Source organism: Acetobacter malorum (assembly GCF_002153605.1).
In the GTDB taxonomy this organism is placed as follows: domain Bacteria; phylum Pseudomonadota; class Alphaproteobacteria; order Acetobacterales; family Acetobacteraceae; genus Acetobacter; species Acetobacter malorum_A.
In genome coordinates this window covers 118,143-137,146 of record NZ_JOPG01000018.1, presented here as the reverse complement: position 1 = coordinate 137,146, position 19,004 = coordinate 118,143, and the positions used below count along the sequence as shown (strand labels likewise).

At 59.8% G+C, this 19,004-nt stretch carries 17 protein-coding genes; all 17 read right to left on the bottom strand.

Annotated elements, in window-relative coordinates:
- Positions 1 to 2 precede the first annotated feature (2 nt).
- The 17 genes from thiD to secA all read right to left on the bottom strand — a co-directional run bounded on the left by thiD (position 3) and on the right by secA (position 18,921).
- Entirely contained in the window at positions 3 to 830 is an 828-nt protein-coding gene (gene thiD / locus HK23_RS08715) for a bifunctional hydroxymethylpyrimidine kinase/phosphomethylpyrimidine kinase (protein WP_086653688.1), read from the bottom strand.
- 16 nt (positions 831 to 846) lie between these two features.
- Complete coding sequence (gene glmM, locus HK23_RS08710; RefSeq protein ID WP_063907246.1) at positions 847 to 2,196, bottom strand: phosphoglucosamine mutase; 1,350 nt, start codon at positions 2,194 to 2,196, stop codon at positions 847 to 849.
- A 151-nt stretch (positions 2,197 to 2,347) separates the two neighbouring features.
- On the bottom strand, positions 2,348 to 3,382 hold the full coding sequence (folP, locus tag HK23_RS08705) for a dihydropteroate synthase (RefSeq protein WP_086653645.1): 1,035 nt from the start codon (positions 3,380 to 3,382) through the stop codon (positions 2,348 to 2,350).
- Between the two features lie 85 nt (positions 3,383 to 3,467).
- The gene (ftsH, locus tag HK23_RS08700) at positions 3,468 to 5,420 is read right to left on the bottom strand and encodes an ATP-dependent zinc metalloprotease FtsH (protein ID WP_086653687.1); all 1,953 of its coding nucleotides are present in this window, start codon (positions 5,418 to 5,420) and stop codon (positions 3,468 to 3,470) included.
- A gap of 138 nt (positions 5,421 to 5,558) precedes the next feature.
- Complete coding sequence (gene tilS / locus HK23_RS08695; protein WP_256940121.1) at positions 5,559 to 6,896, bottom strand: tRNA lysidine(34) synthetase TilS; 1,338 nt, start codon at positions 6,894 to 6,896, stop codon at positions 5,559 to 5,561.
- Positions 6,897 to 6,898: 2 nt separating this feature from the next.
- Positions 6,899 to 7,771, bottom strand: coding sequence for a tol-pal system YbgF family protein (locus HK23_RS08690; RefSeq protein ID WP_179193853.1), 873 nt, complete (start codon positions 7,769 to 7,771; stop codon positions 6,899 to 6,901).
- A gap of 138 nt (positions 7,772 to 7,909) precedes the next feature.
- On the bottom strand, positions 7,910 to 8,392 hold the full coding sequence (gene pal, locus HK23_RS08685) for a peptidoglycan-associated lipoprotein Pal (protein WP_063907249.1): 483 nt from the start codon (positions 8,390 to 8,392) through the stop codon (positions 7,910 to 7,912).
- A gap of 737 nt (positions 8,393 to 9,129) precedes the next feature.
- Positions 9,130 to 10,491 (bottom strand): Tol-Pal system beta propeller repeat protein TolB, encoded by a 1,362-nt coding sequence (gene tolB / locus HK23_RS08680; protein WP_063907250.1) that lies wholly within the window; start codon positions 10,489 to 10,491, stop codon positions 9,130 to 9,132.
- Positions 10,492 to 10,514: 23 nt separating this feature from the next.
- Entirely contained in the window at positions 10,515 to 11,507 is a 993-nt protein-coding gene (locus HK23_RS08675) for an energy transducer TonB (protein ID WP_086653644.1), read from the bottom strand.
- Positions 11,508 to 11,541: 34 nt separating this feature from the next.
- Positions 11,542 to 11,973, bottom strand: a complete 432-nt coding sequence (gene tolR, locus HK23_RS08670) for a protein TolR (RefSeq protein WP_025827084.1) — start codon at positions 11,971 to 11,973, stop codon at positions 11,542 to 11,544.
- A 3-nt stretch (positions 11,974 to 11,976) separates the two neighbouring features.
- Positions 11,977 to 12,696 carry a protein TolQ gene (tolQ, locus tag HK23_RS08665; RefSeq protein ID WP_062272313.1) on the bottom strand — a complete coding sequence of 240 codons (720 nt, stop codon included), beginning with the start codon at positions 12,694 to 12,696 and terminating at the stop codon, positions 11,977 to 11,979.
- A 117-nt stretch (positions 12,697 to 12,813) separates the two neighbouring features.
- Positions 12,814 to 13,227, bottom strand: coding sequence for a YbgC/FadM family acyl-CoA thioesterase (locus tag HK23_RS08660; protein WP_043550321.1), 414 nt, complete (start codon positions 13,225 to 13,227; stop codon positions 12,814 to 12,816).
- Positions 13,224 to 14,303: a Holliday junction branch migration DNA helicase RuvB gene (ruvB, locus tag HK23_RS08655; RefSeq protein WP_063907252.1), complete on the bottom strand. Its 1,080-nt coding sequence runs from the start codon at positions 14,301 to 14,303 to the stop codon at positions 13,224 to 13,226. Before ruvB ends, HK23_RS08660 begins: the two co-directional genes overlap by 4 nt.
- The gene (gene ruvA, locus HK23_RS08650) at positions 14,300 to 14,908 is read right to left on the bottom strand and encodes a Holliday junction branch migration protein RuvA (protein ID WP_063907253.1); all 609 of its coding nucleotides are present in this window, start codon (positions 14,906 to 14,908) and stop codon (positions 14,300 to 14,302) included. Before ruvA ends, ruvB begins: the two co-directional genes overlap by 4 nt.
- Entirely contained in the window at positions 14,905 to 15,411 is a 507-nt protein-coding gene (gene ruvC, locus HK23_RS08645) for a crossover junction endodeoxyribonuclease RuvC (RefSeq protein ID WP_048836267.1), read from the bottom strand. The genes ruvA and ruvC overlap by 4 nt, the downstream gene beginning before the upstream one ends.
- Positions 15,412 to 15,413: 2 nt before the next feature.
- Complete coding sequence (locus HK23_RS08640; protein ID WP_086653643.1) at positions 15,414 to 16,163, bottom strand: YebC/PmpR family DNA-binding transcriptional regulator; 750 nt, start codon at positions 16,161 to 16,163, stop codon at positions 15,414 to 15,416.
- Positions 16,164 to 16,197: 34 nt separating this feature from the next.
- Positions 16,198 to 18,921: a preprotein translocase subunit SecA gene (secA, locus tag HK23_RS08635; RefSeq protein ID WP_086653642.1), complete on the bottom strand. Its 2,724-nt coding sequence runs from the start codon at positions 18,919 to 18,921 to the stop codon at positions 16,198 to 16,200.
- Positions 18,922 to 19,004: the final 83 nt, after the last annotated feature.

The following is a 19,004-nucleotide window of genomic DNA, read 5'->3' as shown; positions in this document are numbered from 1 at the left end:
TATCAGGTTGTTTTATACCATCTGTGCGCATGCCAAAGTGGCCCCGCCCCAGCTCCGAACCCCGGTGCTGTCAGGATCGCTTGCCGCACATAAAGACGGGCCAGCTCAACCGCCCGGCGCAGCGGGAGTTTTTGCGCCAGCCCGGTGGCCAGTGCGCTGGCCAGCGTGCACCCCGTACCATGCGTGTGCCGCGTGTCGATACGTGTATCGCTAAATTCTGTGAACCCACACTCATCAAGCAAAACATCAATCAGCAGATCGCCTGCCAGATGGCCGCCTTTAACCAGCACGGCAGCCCCATTCATCTCCCGCAAAATCTGCGCAGCTCGGCGCATGTCTTCTACCGACGAAAGCTCCATGCCCGTCAGCTTCTCGGCCTCCGGCAAATTTGGCGTCAGAACCGTTGCCAGCGGGAAAAGCTGTGTTTTCAGGCAGGACAAAGCCTCATCAGCCAGAAGACTGGCACCCCCTTTTGCAACCATCACAGGATCTACCACCACAGGCAGATTAGAAACCGTGTTGCGATAGAGGGAAATTTCTTTACAGACACACTGAATTTCCGCAGCGCCTCCCAGCATACCGGTCTTGATGGCATCAGCACCCAGATCATCCAGCACACTGCGAATCTGCTGCCGCAAAAATTCCGGGGGCACTGGCAAAATAGCCTGCACCCCCTCCGTATTTTGTGCCGTCAGAGCCGTCAGGGCTGTCATGGCGTATCCACCCAGCGCCGTTATCGTCTTGATATCGGCCTGAATTCCAGCACCGCCACCAGAATCACTTCCGGCAATCGCAAGAATACGCGCAGGGTTTTTCTGGTCAGGTTTCATCAGACGCTCCAACGCGTTACGCAGGGACGTTTACGGCCTCAAGGGCTTCGCACATCTGGTTAACAACATCATCAACCAGAGCCGCATCTTCAGCTTCTGCCATCACACGCACCAGCGGCTCCGTACCGCTTTTGCGCAACACAAGGCGACCACGACCAGCAAGCATCGTCTCCACATCTTTCTGCCTTGCCTGCACTACATCCGCATCCAGCGGACATGTGCCGCTAAAGCGCACGTTTTTCAGCTTTTGCGGGAAGGGTTTGAAAAGGCGACACACTTCACTGGCCGGACGACCATCTTCAACCAGCACCGCCAGAATCTGCAGGGCTGCAATCAGGCCATCTCCCGTCGTGGCAAAATCTGTCAGCACCATATGGCCAGACTGCTCACCGCCGACATTACTGCCAAGCTCCCGCATCCGTTCCACCACGTAGCGGTCACCCACAGCCGTGCGCTCCAGCCCGACATCCAGTGTGTTCAGGAAGCGTTCCAGACCCATGTTGGACATCACGGTCGCCACCACAGACTGGCCGACCAGCCGCCCTTCCCGCGCCCAGGACTGCGCGATGAGGGCCAGAATCTGGTCTCCGTCAATCAGGCGTCCGGTTTCATCTGCAATTAGAACGCGGTCTGCATCACCATCCAGCGCAATCCCAAGGTGGGCACCGTGCTGCACAACGGCCTGACACAAGGCCTCGGGGTGGGTGGACCCACATTTCTCATTAATATTGACACCATCCGGCGTGCAGCCAATGCGGATCACCTCCGCACCCAGTTCCCACAGAGCCGTAGGAGCCACGCGATAGGCGGAGCCATTGGCGCAGTCGATCACAATTTTCATGCCATCCAGCCGCAACTTGCGCGGGAAGGAGGCTTTGGCACTTTCCACATACCGGCCCGCGGCATCGTTCAGGCGGGAGGCCCGGCCAATTTCACGCGGGGTGGCAAGGCGGCCCGTAAGGTCCGCCATCATCAGATTTTCAATGTCGATTTCGTTCTGGTCAGACAGCTTGAACCCATCCGGGCCAAACAGTTTGATACCATTATCGCCAAACGGGTTATGCGAAGCGGAAATCATGACGCCCAGATCAGCGCGCAGAGAGCGCGTCAGCATGGCAATAGCGGGAGTCGGCAGCGGACCAACCAGCGTGACATCCATCCCCGCGGAGAGAAAGCCAGCCACAAGAGCGCTTTCAATCATATAGCCGGAAAGCCGGGTATCCTTGCCCAGCAGAACACTGTGCCGGTGTTCTCCGCGAGTAAAATGCAGGCCCGCCGCCTGCCCCAGTTTCTGAGCAATATCGACTGTCATAGGCGCGATGTTTGCGGTCCCGCGAATGCCATCTGTCCCAAAAAGACGTCTCATCTGCCTCGTCCAATCTCGTTTTGTGGCGTCTGCGCCCAGACAGGTGGCCTGACTCTTCCGTCATGACCGTGCGGACGCATCTTTGTTTCCTCTTCCCTAAAACGCTTTTTGACGAGAAGGAACCGTAAGGCTGGAAAACAAACGTCTTTTTTCAGACTGTATGGACGCGCTGCCAGACACGGAGTGCCTGCACCATGCCTTCCACCGCATGCACACGCAGCACAGTCTGGCCCAGCGGCACCCCTTCCAGCGACGCTGCCTGCGTGCCCGCATCCCGCCCTGCCGGGTCCTGCACACCTGTCAGTTCACCAATCATCCGTTTACGAGATATGCCCAGCACCACCCGACACCCCAGATTGGCCAGAAGCGGCAGGCGACAGAGTAAGGTGACACCCTGCGCGGTATTTTTTGCAAAGCCTAAACCCGGGTCCACACTCAGCCGCTCCGGCGCAATGCCGCCCTCTATCGCCGTAGTCAGCCGTGCGCCCAGTTCCCGCACCACATCACAGGCAACATCCTCATACACCGCATGCTGCGTCATGGTGGCCGGAGTGCCGCGCATGTGCATCAGCACCACACCGCATTGTTTTCCGGCCAGAAGCGGTAGAGCTTCCGGATCATGCGTGAGGGCCGAAACATCGTTAATCACATCTGCGCCCGCTGCCAGCGCCTGCGCCATCACGGCGCTATTGCGCGTATCAATGGACAACACCGCCTCCGGCACCTGCTGTTTCAGCCCCTGCACCACCGGGCCTATGCGCTCCCATTCCTGCTCAGGGGTAACAACCGCCGCACCGGGCCGCGTGCTTTCCCCCCCAATATCCAGCACACTGGCCCCGGCGAAGACCTGCGCCTGCCCTGCCTGCACAGCACGCAGGGCCTCGTGATGTCGCCCACCATCACTGAAGCTATCAGGCGTGATGTTCAGAATCCCCATCACCTGCGGCCCCTCCGGCATTCCGGCAGCAGGAGGTTTGGCAACAAGCCGGGCCAGCACATCCTGCCAGCCTGCAGGTACATTCCCCACCGGCATAAAGCCGCTATGGGTCCGGTCTTCTATCAGATCCACACAGCTAAAAGCCGCCGGACCACCTGCCAGAGGAAGAGCAAAGCCGCGTTTTACGGCATCTTGTGCCGCTGTGCCGTAGAGTAAGCCCGCAGGCTCTGCCAGACGCCGAAAATCCATCCTCAGCCTTCCTCCCATCAAACGCAAAAGAGGCGGCATAACTGCCGCCTCTCCTGATCTCTTTATATTTCTGCGGTGTGACCCGTTAGCTCGGCTGCGGCACCGGGTTCACCCCACCACCTTCACCACCATCCGGTTTATCAGTCGGCTCGACGATTTCCGGACCAGAGACCTGCGGCACGGAAGAGCGACGATTGACCGGCGTGGTGTCATCCGTTTCCACCCGTTCGATCGGCTGGCCACGCATGATCTGACGGATATCTTCCCCACTCAGAGTTTCATATTCCAGCAGCGCTTCGGCCAGACGGTGCAGTTCATCCACATGGTCGTGCATGTAGTTGCGAGCCTGATCATACGCCTCATCAATCAGACGCTTGATTTCGGAATCGATTTCCTTGGCTGTGTGCTCAGAGAAGTTCTTGGCCGCACCACCAAAGAACATGCCGCCACCGCCCTGATCATCATTGGCGTAGGCAATCATACCAACCCGGTCACTCATGCCCCATTCGGTCACCATGCTGCGGGCCACACGGGTTGCCATCTGAATGTCACCCATGGCGCCATTGCAGATATTATCTTTCCCGTAGATGACTTCCTCCGCAACGCGACCACCCATGGCGACAACAAGATGCGCAATGCAGTTCTTCTTGCTCATGGACAGGCGGTCACCTTCGGGCAGACGCATGACCATCCCCAGAGCGCGACCACGCGGAATGATGGTGGCCTTATGGATCGGCTCACTTTCCGGCACCAGCACCGCCGTAATGGCATGGCCGGCCTCATGATACGCGGTGCGCTTCTTCTCTTCGTCACTCATGACGAGAGAGCGACGCTCAGCGCCCATCAGCACCTTATCCTTGGCGTCTTCAAAATCACGCATCGACACAGTGCGCTTGCCCAGACGGGCAGCGGCCAGAGCGGCCTCGTTCACCAGATTGGCGAGGTCAGCGCCTGAGAAGCCGGGCGTGCCACGGGCAATAATGCGCGGGTCCACGTCAGACGCCAGCGGCACCTTGCGCATGTGCACACGCAGGATTTTCTCACGACCAGCCACATCCGGGTTCGGCACCACAACCTGACGGTCAAAACGACCGGGGCGCAGCAGAGCCGGGTCCAGCACGTCGGGACGGTTGGTGGCAGCAATCAGGATCACGCCCTCATTGCTTTCAAACCCGTCCATCTCGACCAGCATCTGGTTCAGGGTCTGCTCACGCTCATCATTCCCGCCGCCAAGGCCAGCGCCACGATGGCGACCGACGGCGTCGATTTCATCAATGAAGATGATGCACGGTGCAGCTTTCTTGCCCTGCTCGAACATGTCACGCACGCGGGACGCACCGACACCCACGAACATTTCCACAAAGTCAGAACCGGAAATGGTGAAGAACGGCACATTGGCCTCACCGGCAATGGCACGCGCCAGCAGAGTCTTACCCGTGCCGGGAGGCCCAACCAGCAGCACGCCCTTGGGGATCTTGCCGCCCAGACGGGTGAATTTCTGCGGGTCTTTCAGGAAGTCGACAATTTCCTGAAGCTCGCTCTTGGCTTCATCAATGCCCGCAACGTCTTCAAAGGTTACACGGCCCTGCTTTTCCGTCAGCATCTTGGCGCGGGACTTACCAAAGCCCATGGCACCCCGGCCACCGCCGCCCTGCATCTGGCGCATCATGAACAGCCAGATGCCCACCATCAGGATGATCGGCAGCGCATTCAGGAAGTAGCGCAGCAGCGGGCTACCTTCCTGATCGAGCGGTTTGGCCACAACCTCAACGCCCTTGCCCGTCAGACGGGAGACAAGGGAGGGATCCTGCGGCGCAAAAGTTTCAAAAGCCGTGCCATCCGTCAGCGTGCCGGAGACATTCTGGTTCTGCATCACCACGGACCGGACACGTCCGGTATCAACATCGGTAATGAAGTCAGAATAAGCCAGCTGTTGTGCTGCGTGCTGCGTGTTCCCCGGCTGGAAAACATCTACAAGCAACAGCAGCATCACGATGATGCTGACCCAAAGCGCCAAGTTGCGGCCTAAATTGTTCATCTTGCCTGTGTTTCCATACTTATCGTGCGGGAGCGCCGGAGTGCCCCAATCTGAGCGGCAGACGCCGGAAAATGCAACCTCTCCCATTACAAATGGGATGCTGAGCCGATATTCCCACCCCACACATGACATTTATTATCAGGTGTGATGCTGTTCTGCTCTCGCCTCTGGCCAGCCATACACGCCGCTGCCCGTTACGGAAACCGGCGGCTGGAACAGAAAGCGGGCCTGTTTGAGCGCCTCTTCCGCCCACCAGCCAAGATGCGGCACGGCTACCCGATGGTCCCCTCGCCACAAAGCGGGCAGCGTGGCGCAGAAACGTGCAGGCCAGCCGCTCCGGTCCTTTCGCTCAAGCCCCAGTCCTGCCGGACCAATCCTTAGTCCCTCACTATCAACGGCGGGAGGAAACCAGAGTTCAAACCGGTTATCCCACCGCGCCCCGGCCATTGCCGGAACAGAACCCGCCATGGCGGCAGCTTCCCGCACCAGAAACCACCCGTTTTGCCCTCGCACCAGTTGCACGCCAGCCAGCGTGGCCTCCTGCCCTGCGGCCTGTAACCGAGCCAGGGCAGCAGGAGGGGGGGGATACATCATCCCGCCGACACAGCGAATAAGGCCAGACAGGATTTCCGGTTCCGGCAGATCTGCCCCCAGACAAGCCCAGCCTTCCGGCCTGAGCGTAACCTGTCTGGCCAGAGAGGCCGCCCGCTCCGCTTCCCGCTGCATGCGCGCGGCACCCGCTTCGACCCCCTGCTGCCATAACGTGTGGCGCGTATCCTGCGTCTGCAAGCTGTGCCTTACCCGCACCCGCTCGGCCCGCATGTCCTGATTAGACGGATCATCCACCCACGCCAGACCGGTCTGCCGCAAAGTGTTGCGTAAAGCCTGCCGTGAGACACCCAGAAGAGGCCGCACAAGCCGCACATCAGGCAGTGCCGTCACCCAGCCCATTCCGGCCAGACCATCCGGGCCGCTGCCTGCCTCCTGACGCATGCATATGGTTTCCACCTGATCGTCCGCCTGATGGCCAAGCAAAAGGTCAAGGCAACCCGCTTCCCGGCAGGCCTGCGCCAGCGCGGCATAACGCGCCTGCCGGGCACGTTCCGCAATACCGGGCCCTTTGGTCAGTGTTGTAAGGGTTAAAAGGCGGGCAGGCACACCTATGGCGGTCAGCCGCTGCACAGTCAGCCGCGCTTCCTCTGCGGACTCGGACCGCAATCCGTGATCCACCACAAAAGCGAGAAGATTTTTCCGCCAGTGCCGGGCCAGCCAGGCCAGACACAGACTATCGCCTCCACCGGAAACGGCCAGCCCCACGGGTGGCAAAGCCGGATCATCCGGCAGCCAGGGCCCCAGCTGTTCTATGCGCGCAACAAACGCGCCGGGAGAAAGCGGGGCTTCAGAAAAGGGATCATCCGGCAGAGCAGAGCAAGGCTTTACCTCAGCCCCGATCGCCCTGCCGGAAAACTGCGTCAAGATTACTGACAGCCGCCCCGCCCTGAGTAAATTTCCGCCGCATGAGACACGCGCTGCGTAGGAGATGGGAACTCGGTCTTCAGCTTACCAAGCGCCTGACAGGCCGCCTTTTTGTCACCCAGAGCCAGCAGGGAAGCACTCACCCCCAGCAGAGCATCCGGCGCGCGGGTGCTTTTGGGGGACTGCCGGTAGGCGTCGTAATAGGCCACGGCAGACTGACGATACTGCTTTTCACCCGCCAGAGACTGAGCCAGCAGGAACTGCGCATCAACCTTGAAGCTCCCTTTGGCGTTCTTGAGGGCCTCTTCCGCATTCTCATGTGCCGTCGCGTAATCGCGCTTCTGCAACGCGGCCTTACCACTGGCCAGCAGCGCATCCGGCGTCGTGGCTGCGGGATGCGATGCTGAGGAAGCTGCGGCTGCACCAGTAGCCCCTGCCGCAGCGGCAGCAGCAGGTGCGGCAGCACCGCCTCCGCCGTTCTGGGCCGCAAACTGGTTATCGGCAATCTGTTTGGAGAGCGCGGCGGACTTCTGCTGCAACTCGTTGGTCAGCTGGTCAATCTCACCGCGCATATCGCGCTGCTGCTGTTCCAGCGTGTTGACGCGGTCCAGCAGCTGGGCTGTCAGATCCCCATTGCCGGAAGAAGCAGGAGCCGGTGTGGCAGACGGCGGCGCCAGCGTGCTGCCTGAGGACTGCATCTGGCTCATGGACTGCCTGAGCGCCATAATCTGATTTTGCAGCGCGAGCCCTTCACGGCTGGTCACCTCCTGCGCATAGCCTGCCGGGGCAGAAGCCACCAGCACAGCAGCAACAGGCAGACACAAGGCCAGAACACGCCACGGCGCAGCAACGGACGTCATCAACCCGTTTTTCATCAAGACCTCACCCTTTCCTTAAAAGCGGGCAAGGATTTCATCATTCCTCCCCGGAAAACAAGACAGGAAATACGAAAACAGGCCGGGTGAAACTCACCCGACCTGCCCTGTCGACTCAAACGCGAAAAACGCCAGACCTTAGTGAACGGCGGTAATGGCGTTACGGTTCTGGGCCCATGCGCTTTCATCATCACCTTCCTGGGTCGGACGATCCTTACCGTAGGAGATGGTGGAGATGCGGGAAGACGCAACGCCTTTGGCAACCAGATAATCACGGGCTGCATTGGCGCGGCGCTGGCCCAGAGCAATGTTGTATTCTTCCGTGCCACGGTCATCGCAGTTACCGGCGATTTCAACGTTGACCTGCGGATACTGAGCCAGCCAGGAAGCCTGCTTGTCCAGTGTTGCCTGCGCATCGGAGGTCAGGCCGCTTTTGTTCAGAGCGAACAGCACGCGGTCACCCGCGGTGGCAACCAGATCTTCTTCGCTGCCGGGGACAGGGCCGCTCGGCTGGACAGCGGTGGTCGCTGCGCCATTGGAGTCACCGGTGTTTGCCTTCTCGTGCGCACAGGCAGAGAGAAGGGCAACCATGCTAAGCGCAGCAATATATTTCAGTCTCATGTGTCGGATCCTGAGAATTAGTTCCCAACAGGAACTATTCGGAGAGAAAAAACAGCTTAATGCCTGTATCCCCGCGCATTCCTCTGCTCCCCTCCGAAAACCATCGAAGAGCCGACGAACTGTGGAGACCACCTTGCCCTAAGCCATAGCTCATTCCTGCGGTCAAGCGGGATCTGTTTTTGGCATAGCTGACCTTGCGAAACCGATGCTGAATAGACACAGGACCTTGCCCGCACCCGGATTTTTACAACAGATCAGACTTTATCGAAAAATTAACGGAAACCAGCTTCCAATGCTTCTGCGACGCATTTGCGCTCGTTTTTATTCTTTCGGGATACTTCTTGTTTACTAAGAAAAACGACCAGACACACTTATATGCAGAGAACTTCAATCACCCTTTTTTGTTATCAGGCAGAAAGAATGTCCCTCAAAAAACCATAAAGACGAAGACTGAAATTCTTCTTTCCCAGCCTGTCAGGCTGACCGACTCGGCAAAACGCTCTTTTTCTCATTCCCTTTCGGGCGAAGAATTCCCAATGGTTGCACACATGCTCCACATGCCATGAGGGGACGGCCTCAAAGAAAAAAACTGAGGCCGCTTTTAACGCAGAACAACATCTGACCAGCGCGATGCCCTTAAGCTTCCCTCAAAAAATCAAACGTAAGTATTCCTGAAACCACAAAAAAAGCCCCGGACTTTCACCCGGGGCTTTGCGCTGTTTTATGACAAAACAGACTTATCCGTTCAGCGGAGACCAGGCCGGGTCAGAGGCCTGCCCCGGCGTGGGCAGAACGCGGTCATTAAACCCGGTGATGTCCACCATACCGATGGAGGAACTGAAGCCTGCGCCGCCTGCGCCAGCGCGGCTCTGACGGCAATAGGCCAGCACGCGACCATTAGGGCAGAAGCTCGGGCTTTCTACCGTGAAGCCTTCGGTCATGATGCGTTCACCCGTGCCATCAGGATTCATAACCCCCAGCGAGAAGCTGCCATTGGCAATACGGGTAAAGGCGATCAGATCCCCGCGCGGAGACCAGACCGGAGAACCATATGTGCCATGGCCATAGGAGATGCGCTTCGCACCACCACCTGAGGCACTCATGATATAGAGCTGCGGGCTGCCCCCACGGTCGGAGTTGAACACAATCTGTGAACCATCCGGGCTGTAACACGGGCTGGTATCAATCGCGCCGGAAGACGTAATCTGACGGCGAGAGCCGGACGCCAGATCCACCACAAACAGGTCAGACCCACCATTGCGCGTGACGGACAGCACAACAGAACGCCCGTCCGGAGAGAACCGCGGTGCGAAGGAAATGCCTGCAAACTCACCCAGAATCTGCTGGCGGCCACTGCCCAGATCAAACAGATACACGCGCGGACGGTTGTTGGCGTAGGACATAAACGCCACCTGATCCTTCACCGGGCTGAAACGCGGTGTAAGGGTCAGCCACTTGCCAGCCGTCAGCATACGGCTGTTGGCCCCGTCCTGATCCATGATCGCCAGACGCGTGGCCTGATGCGCACGCGCACCGGAGCGGGAAATGAAGGCAATCCGGGTATCAAAGTAGCCTTTTTCGCCCAGCATGCGCTCGTAAATGACGTCACCCACAATATGCGCAATGCGCCGCCAGTTGGCTGAGGTGGTGGTATAGGCCGTGCCCTGAATCTGCTGATGGGTCAGCACATCCCACAGGCGCATTTCCACGCGTACGGAGCCGCTACCGGTTACGCTGCCCGTCACCAGTGCGCGCGCGCCCATGGACTTCGCACTGGCAAAATCCGGCGTGCCAGAACCAGCCCCACCGGGAATGACCTTGAACAGCCCGGTGTTGGTCAGATCGTTTGTCAGCACTTCCGCAATCTGCGCGCCAAGGCCTCCGCCAAAGTTGGGGAGGATAATGGGGATCGGGGCCGTGCGCGCCTGATCAACCGTAATTTCTGCCTCAGGGGCAGCCGTGGCGGCCATACCGGGCAGCGGGGTCATCAGCAGACCACCAGCCGCCACACTGGCTCCCATCAGCGTACGGCGGCCCAGGGCCGAAACCAGTGTGTCGGCTTCCTGATCAGAAATAAGCGGTCGTGTACTCGTAAGCATCTGTTTTCCTCCAGGTGGCCTGATCAAGGCCTGAACACAAATTTCAACTGCCGGGTCTGGCCCAGAAGGTTTTTGGGGATAGGCAGCTTGGAACAGGTGGGGCTCAGCACAGCCGCCCGCGCCCGTTCCGCCAGCGCCCGGTATGAGGAGTCAGCATTCATCTGCGCCTGCGTCTGCGGAGCAAACTGCACAATACGAGCCTCACCCGTGGCATCCACCGTCACAATCAGGTGCGCGACAAAAGTGGCATAATTTTTGGCAGCCGTATCTTCTGTATAGCAACGACGTACGGCACCGCCGATCGCCTTCTGCTCACCGGCAGACAGGCTGCGGGTAATATCCCCGTTGGGCGAACCGCCCCCATCAGGCGCACCACCCTGCGCAGGGTTAGCTTTTGCCTTGGGCGCATGCGTCTGCTTGGTATCGGACCGGAAAGAATCCAGCGTTTCCAGCAGAGAATGCGAGTCTTCCTGCGTTTTCTTCGCCTTGTTGGGCTGTGTGATGTGAGACGGCGTGGGCGTATCCGGCAGCGTATCCGTCGGCTCCGTAACCGGAGACGGGGGTGCGACACTCGGCGTCGTCTTGGGCGGAGACGGCGGAGACGGCGGCGTTTTCACCACATCAGGAGACGGCTCGTCCGCTTTGGGCGGCACGGGCGTGTCCGGCAGCTTTTCTGACTCCGGCACAGGCGGAGGGGGCACCGGCTGCGGCGGTGGTGGCGGAGGCGGCGCTTCCTCGTTCGGAGCTTCCTTCGGGGGCTCCGGCGTGGGCGGCGCATCATTCGGCACAGGGGCTGGCGGTGTGGGCTTGGAAGACGGCTGGCTGGCCTTGGCAGGAGAGCCGCCGTCATCCGTCGGGGCCTCAAACTGCATTTCCACGACCGGAGGAGGTTCTTCCTCTGGCTTAGGGGGCGGCAGAGAAACCAGCAGGGCCAGCAGGAACGCAATATGCGCTCCGCCGGACAGATAGAGACAGCGCCTCAGCACAGTCTGTTCGGAACGGCGTGGCCGCACCATGAAATTTCTCCGCCTCTCTGCGCAGGAGAGTGAGTTAGTGGCCGCTGCTGGCGGGTTGTTGCGCCAGCAGAGCCACATGAGTAAAGCCGCCTTCTGTCACCTGCCCCATAACCTGCATCACACGGCCATAATCAATATGGGCATCACCGCGCACAAAGATGCGGTGTGACGGGTCATTGTTGGAAGCAGCCTTCAGCTGGGCAACCAGCTGCTCGGGCGACACTTCGGAATCCCCCAGATACAGGCTGCCATCCGCGCGAATGGACACGGTAATGGGCTTGGTATCGGAATTGACGGGCTTTGCGTCTGTCTTGGGCAGATCCACATTCACGCCGCTGGTCAGCATGGGGGATGTGACCATGAAGATAATCAGCAGGACCAGCATGACGTCGACCATCGGCGTCACGTTGATTTCAGCCATCGGACGCCTGCGACGGCGCCCGCTCCCTCCTGACGGCATGCCCATGGCTCAGGCCCTTTCTTCGGACTGGCGGGACAGAATGGCCGCAAACTCGGTGCCAAAGCCCTCCAGCCGGTCCTGGAACAGGTCCAGACTGTTGCTGATGACGTTATACGCCACGTAGGACGGCACGGCAGTCAGCAGGCCAATGGCCGTCGCAAACAGGGCTTCAGAAATACCGGGGGCCACAACGCTCAGATTGGTGTTGTGCATGGCGGCAATGGCGCTGAAGGAATGCATGATCCCCCACACGGTGCCAAACAGCCCGACAAACGGGGCCACCGGGCCAACCGTTGCCAGAAAAACAACCCAGCGACGCAGACGATCCATTTCCCGCGTGACCGTAATGCCAATGGCACGGTCCACACGTTCCTTCACGCCACCACGCACAAGGTCCACACCGGGGATGCGCGCAGAACGCCGCCATTCACCCATTGCAGCACCAAAAACGGCAGCCAGCGGATGCACGGGCTTGGCGCCATCGCTTTCATACAGATCATCCAGGCTGCCACCGGACCAGAAGCGGTCCTCAAAGGCGGTTGCCTGTTTGTTGATCCGCCGCAGCGTTACAATTTTATCGAAAATAATGGCCCAGACCATCACGCTACAGAACACCAGTCCCAGCATGACCAGTTTGACCATCAGGGAGGCATTCATAAACAGCCCCCACACCGACAGGTCTCCCGCCGCTGCTACGCCGAGATTTGCCGCGTCAACCGCACGATCCAAAAACGCCTCCTGCCTCTAGCGCCCGTCCCGGGCAACCTGTCTGCGACTCGGGCTTGGCTCCACGCGTCCCGGTCGTGCTGTTTTTACTGTCTTCCGCGCAAAAGCAGAAGAGGCCGACTAGACCTCAGCCGCAAGTCCTCGCAAAAGATCACGCCATAATGGCGGGAATCGGGCAGGACGACCATCTTCTGCACGCACGCAGGCCAGCCTTACATCCACGCGGGCGCAAAAAACGCCGTCACGGGTAAAGACCTGCTCCAGCCGGCAGCTTGCCGCCCCTTCTTCCAGCAGGCGTGTGGTGATGGTTGCCACATCATCCAGCTTGAGCGGCACGCGGTAGTTGATGGTGGCATCATGCACCACAAACACCAGCCCGTAGTCACTCAGCAGGGAGGCGGCAGGCATCCCGAGGCTGCGGATGGCTTCCGTCCGCGCTCGTTCGGCAAACGCCAGATAGCGGGCGTGATAGACGATGCCCCCGGCATCCGTGTCCTCATAATAAATGCGGAAATCGATTGCATGTGTGGTCATGCGCCGTCCTCTTCGTCAGGCAAAAGATCCATCTGGGCAGAACGCGGTTCATCCGGTTGCGCAGGCGGTGTCAGGCCAAGGTGACGCCAGCCACGCTCCCCCAGCACACGCCCCCGGCTGGTGCGCAGAACCAGCCCTTCCTGAATCAGATACGGTTCAATGACATCTTCCAGCGTATCCCGTGCTTCCGCCAGAGCTGCTGCGAGTGTTTCCACCCCAACCGGCCCACCGTGGTGATACTCTGCTATGCGGCGCAGGTAACGCCTGTCCATGGCGTCCAGCCCCAGCGCATCCACTTCCAGCCGACTGAGCGCGGCATCCGCCACCTCCCGGCTGACTGGCGCACCGCCGGGGGCGATCACGGCAGCAAAATCGCGCACGCGGCGCAGCAGACGCCCCGCGATACGCGGTGTGCCACGAGAGCGTCGGGCAATTTCTTCCGCCCCGGCCTCTGTCAGATTAAAGCCGAGCTTTTCCGCACCCCGCGCCACAATGGCCCGCAGTTCGTCCGGGGTGTAGAAGACCAGTCGCAGCGGGATGCCAAACCGATCCCGCAGCGGCGTTGCCAGCAATCCTGCGCGGGTGGTGGCCGCAACAAGCGTGAAAGGCGGCAGATCAATCCGCACAGAGCGGGCTGCCGGGCCTTCCCCGATAATCAGATCGAGCTGGAAATCCTCCATCGCGGGATAAAGAATTTCCTCAATGGCTGGCTGAAGGCGGTGGATTTCGTCAATAAACAGCACGTCACGCGGCTGAAGATTGGTGAGAATAGCCGCCAGATCTCCCGCCCGCTGGATCACCGGCCCGGATGTGGCTCGAAAGCCCACCCCGAGTTCCCGTGAGACAATCTGCGCCAGTGTGGTTTTACCCAGCCCCGGCGGCCCGTGCAGCAACACATGGTCCAGCGCCTCGCCACGCTGGCGGGCGGCGGCAATAAAAATGGACAGATTTTCGCGGCTGGCTTTCTGGCCGGTAAAATCGGCCAGCGTTTGCGGGCGAAGAGAGGCCTCACCCACATCCTCATCCCGGCGGGAGGGATCAATCTCCCGCTCAGGGGTGAACTCCGTGCCGCTCATCGGGCCAGAGCTTTCAGGCTATCCCGCAGCACGGTGTCCAGAGAGGCCGCAGCCCCCTGTTCCTCCATCAGTCGCTTAATAACCGGAGCGGCTTCCGACCGACGGAACCCAAGCCCGGCCAGTGCCAGCAACGCATCAGCCTCAATTCCGCCACCGGGCGTGGCGCTGGCAGGCACTACAATGCCCCCGCCTCCACCGGGCATTTTTGCCGCACGATCCCGCAGTTCCGTCAGAATCCGTTCAGCCAGACGACCACCCACGCCGGGGGCGCGGGTCAGAGAGGCTTTGTCCGATGTTGTAAGGGCCGCCACCAGCTCACCCGGAGACAGAGTGGAGAGCATACCCAGTGCGACTTTGGCACCCACGCCCTGCACACTCGTCAGCAGCCGAAACCACTCGCGCTCCGCGCTTTCCACAAAGCCGTAGAGCAGAATCGCATCTTCCCGCACGACGGTTTCAATCAGCACGCGGGCTTTTTCAGGAGGGTTCGGCAACGCAGCAAGAGTACGGGTGGAGGCCGCGACCAGATACCCGACGCCGTTCACGTCGATCACGCAACTGCCCAGTTCCACCTGAATGACCAGTCCGCTCAGAAATGCAATCATGCCATTCTTACCCCGGCTGCAATATGGCGGGCGCTGGCCCGATGGTGCGCGTGGCAAATGGCGATTGCCAGTGCATCCGACGCATCGGCCCGCGCTACCTTAACCCCCGGCAGGAGGCGGCGCACCATCATTTCAACCTGATCTTTATCCGCAGAGCCCGTGCCGACCACGGCCTTCTTGACGGCCAGCGCGCCATATTCCGCTACATGCAAGCCGGCCAGCGCCGGAGCCAGCAGTGCTACGCCACGGGCATAGCCCAGCTTAAGCGTGGCCGTGCCGTTGCGGTTGACATACGTCTCTTCCACCGCGGCTTCTGCCGGGTTGAGGCGGTCAATCAGGATTGTCAGGTTTTCGTGCAGGACTTTCAGCCGGTCTGGCACACTGTCCGCACTGTTGGTTGCAATCACGCCATTTTCGACGTGCCGCAACCGATTACCCTCGACATCAATCACCCCCCAGCCTGTAAAGCGCAGGCCGGGGTCAATGCCGAGCAGGCGTACCACCGTCAGGCTGACAGCTTTTCGGCGAGCTCGTCGGACAGATCAAAGTTGGCATAGACGTTCTGCACGTCGTCATGATCTTCCAGCACGTCCAGCAGCTTGAACAGCGTGCGGGCCTTTTCTTCATCCAGACTGACCGTGTTTTCCGGACGCCAGTCGAGCTTGGCGCTTTCCGGCTCGCCAAAGCGGGTTTCCAGAGAATCCCGGACCGTGAAGAACGCCTCGACTTCACAGGTGATTTCATGCGTCGTGTCGGAAGAGACGACGTTTTCCGCACCCGCTTCAATCGCGGCTTCCAGCATCTCATCTTCAGACGCGACGGACAACGGATAGGTAATCACACCCAGACGACGGAACATGAAGGAAACGGAGTTGGTTTCCCCCAGAGAGCCGCCGTATTTGGAGAAGGCTGCGCGCACGTCAGACGCTGTGCGGTTGCGGTTGTCGGTCAGACCTTCAACAATCACAGCGACGCCAGCCGGGCCGTAACCCTCGTAACGCACTTCAATATAGTCTTCGCCCGCAGCAGCGCCGGACGCCTTTTTAATGGCGCGGTCAATGGTGTCCTTGGGCATGTTGACATCCCGAGCCGCCGTAATAGCGGACCGCAGGCGCGGGTTGGATGCCGGGTCAGGCAGGCCGGAGCGTGTCGCCACAGTCAGTTCGCGGATGATCTTGGCAAACTGCTTGGACCGCTTGGCGTCCTGCGCGCCTTTGCGATGCATAATGTTCTTAAATTGGGAATGACCCGCCATGTTCTCTTACCCTGTCCGTCGGCCCCGGCGCGTCTTAAACCAGACGACCGTGGCAATGCTTATATTTCTTCCCTGACCCGCACGGGCACGGTGCGTTGCGCGGTGTTTCCCCCCAGCTTGAGGGATCATCCGGCATGATTGCACTTCCACCGATGGGCGTTGCCATTTCCGGTGAGGCTCCGGGGGAAAGACCGGGGCCGGGTTCAGACGCAAATCCCGGAATTTCCGGGCTGGCGTGAATTTCAGCCGTATTGGCAAACGGGTCCGCAGTTTCCTGCGGCGCCACTTCGACCCGCGCCATCAGAGAGACGACACGCTCGCGCATTTCTTCCAGCATGATGGTGAAGAGCTGGAAGGCTTCGTGCTTGTACTCGTTCAGCGGATCTTTCTGGCCATAGGCCCGCAGACCAATCCCCTGACGCAGCTGATCAAGCGCATGCAGATGCTCTTTCCACACCCCGTCATAGGTGGTCATCAGCACCTGCTTTTCAATAAAGCGCATCAGATCCGGGCCAAGGTTGGCGGCACGGGCAGCCTGCGCCTGCGTCGCGGCCTGGCTGATCCGGTTGGCCACTTCCTCAGCGTCCATCCCGTCTTCTTTCGCCCACTCCGCAATCGGCAGGTCCAGCGCCAGAGTTTCCTGCGCGGCCTTGGTCAGGCCAGCCACATCCCACTGCTCAGCAAAGGATTTCTCGGGGATGTGGCGGGCGACCATAGCATCCACCACATCTTCCCGCGCTTCGTTGACAATACCAGAGACATCTTCCGTCGCCATGTATTCCCGGCGCTGCGCGTAAACTTCCTTACGCTGGTCGTTCATCACGTCATCATATTTGAGCGTGTTTTTGCGCATGTCGAAGTTGCGGGCTTCGACCTTTTTCTGCGCCCGTTCCAGCGCCTTGCTCAGCCAGGGGTGAACAATGGCTTCCCCTTCCTTCATGCCCATTTTCTGGAACATGCCGCCCATACGGTCAGACCCGAAAATCCGCATCAGGTCATCTTGCAGGGAGATGAAGAAGTGTGAGTTGCCCGGATCACCCTGACGACCGGCACGGCCACGCAGCTGGTTATCAATCCGGCGGCTTTCATGTCGCTCGGTGCCGATCACAAACAGACCGCCCGCTGCTTTGACAATATCATGGTCACGCGCAACGCGCTCCCGGATTGCCTGTGCTGCGGCGTCGCGCTCCGGCCCCTCTTCCATGCCGTCCAGCTCCTGGCCGATCAGCATTTCCACGTTGCCACCCAGTTTGATGTCCGTCCCACGACCCGCCATATTGGTGGCAATGGTAATGGCGCCGGGGGCACCGGCCTGTGCGACAATCTTCGCTTCCATTTCATGGAAACGGGCATTCAGCACGTTGTGGGGAATGCCTTCCTGCTTCAGCAGTTCAGACAGCGCCTCACTTTTCTCAATGGACGTGGTGCCGACCAGAATAGGCTGGCCACGCTCATGCACCGTGTTGATCAGCTTGACGACAGCCCCGAATTTTTCGGCTTCCGTCAGATAGATCTCGTCGTCTTCATCCTTACGGGCCACCGGACGGTTGGTGGGAATTTCCACCACATCCAGCTTGTAGATTTCTGCAAACTCGTCGGCCTCGGTCATGGCCGTGCCGGTCATGCCGGAGAGCTTGGGGTAAAGGCGGAAGAAGTTCTGGAAGGTGATGGAAGCGAGCGTCTGGTTCTCCTGCTGAACCTCCACATGCTCCTTGGCTTCCAGCGCCTGATGCAGGCCATCGGAATAGCGGCGGCCTTCCATCATACGGCCGGTGAATTCGTCAATAATGACGACTTTCCCGCCCCGCACGATATAGTCCACATCCCGTGAGAACAGCGTATGGGCCCGCAGAGACTGCTGCACGTGGTGCACCACAGCCACATGATGCAGGTCATACAACCCGCCTTCATCCAGCACGCCGGCGTTACGGAGCAGTTCTTCAACCTTGTCGGACCCGGCATCCGTCAGCACAACACTGCGGAATTTCTCGTCCTTATCAAAGGTCTCAGGGTCCTGCACCAGCTGCGCGACCACTTCATCCACAGACCGGTAGAGGTCGGAACTGTCTTCAGCCGGGCCGGAGATGATCAGCGGGGTCCGCGCTTCGTCAATCAGGATGGAGTCCACCTCATCCACAATGGCGTGGTAGAAGGGGCGCTGGACCATCTCTTCCAGGCGATATTTCATGTTATCGCGCAGGTAGTCGAAGCCGAATTCGTTGTTGGTGCCGTAGGTAATATCAGCAGCGTAGGCTTCCCGACGCGCTTCATCCGGCATGTTGGGCACAATGGTGCCCGTGGTCAGGCCAAGAAAATTATACAGCCGCCCCATCTCGGCGGCGTCACGCGCGGCAAGATAGTCGTTCACCGTCACCACATGCACGCCTTTACCGGCCAGTGCGCTGAGGTAAACGGCCAGCGTGGCGACAAGGGTCTTGCCCTCACCGGTACGCATTTCGGCAATCTTGCCAGCATGCATCACCATGCCGCCAATCAGCTGCACATCAAAGTGGCGCATGCCCAGCACACGGCGGGACGCCTCCCGCGTGACAGCAAAGGCTTCTGGCAGAAGGTTATCCAGAGTCGCCCCTTTGGCCAGCCGCTCCCGGAATTCTCCGGTTTTGGCGGCCAAAGCAGCGTCGTCCAGCGCCTGCATTTGGGGTTCCAGGGCGTTGATTTCCGGCACGCGGCGCTGGAACATCTTGAGCGTCCGGTCATTGGCAGTGCCGAACAGGGCGCGGACGAAGCTTGCGAGCATGAAAACCTTTCCGGGACAATGCGCGATTTCTCCTGTTTTCCATCCGGAACCAGACCGGCGAAAACATGAGGAGAACATCAGCA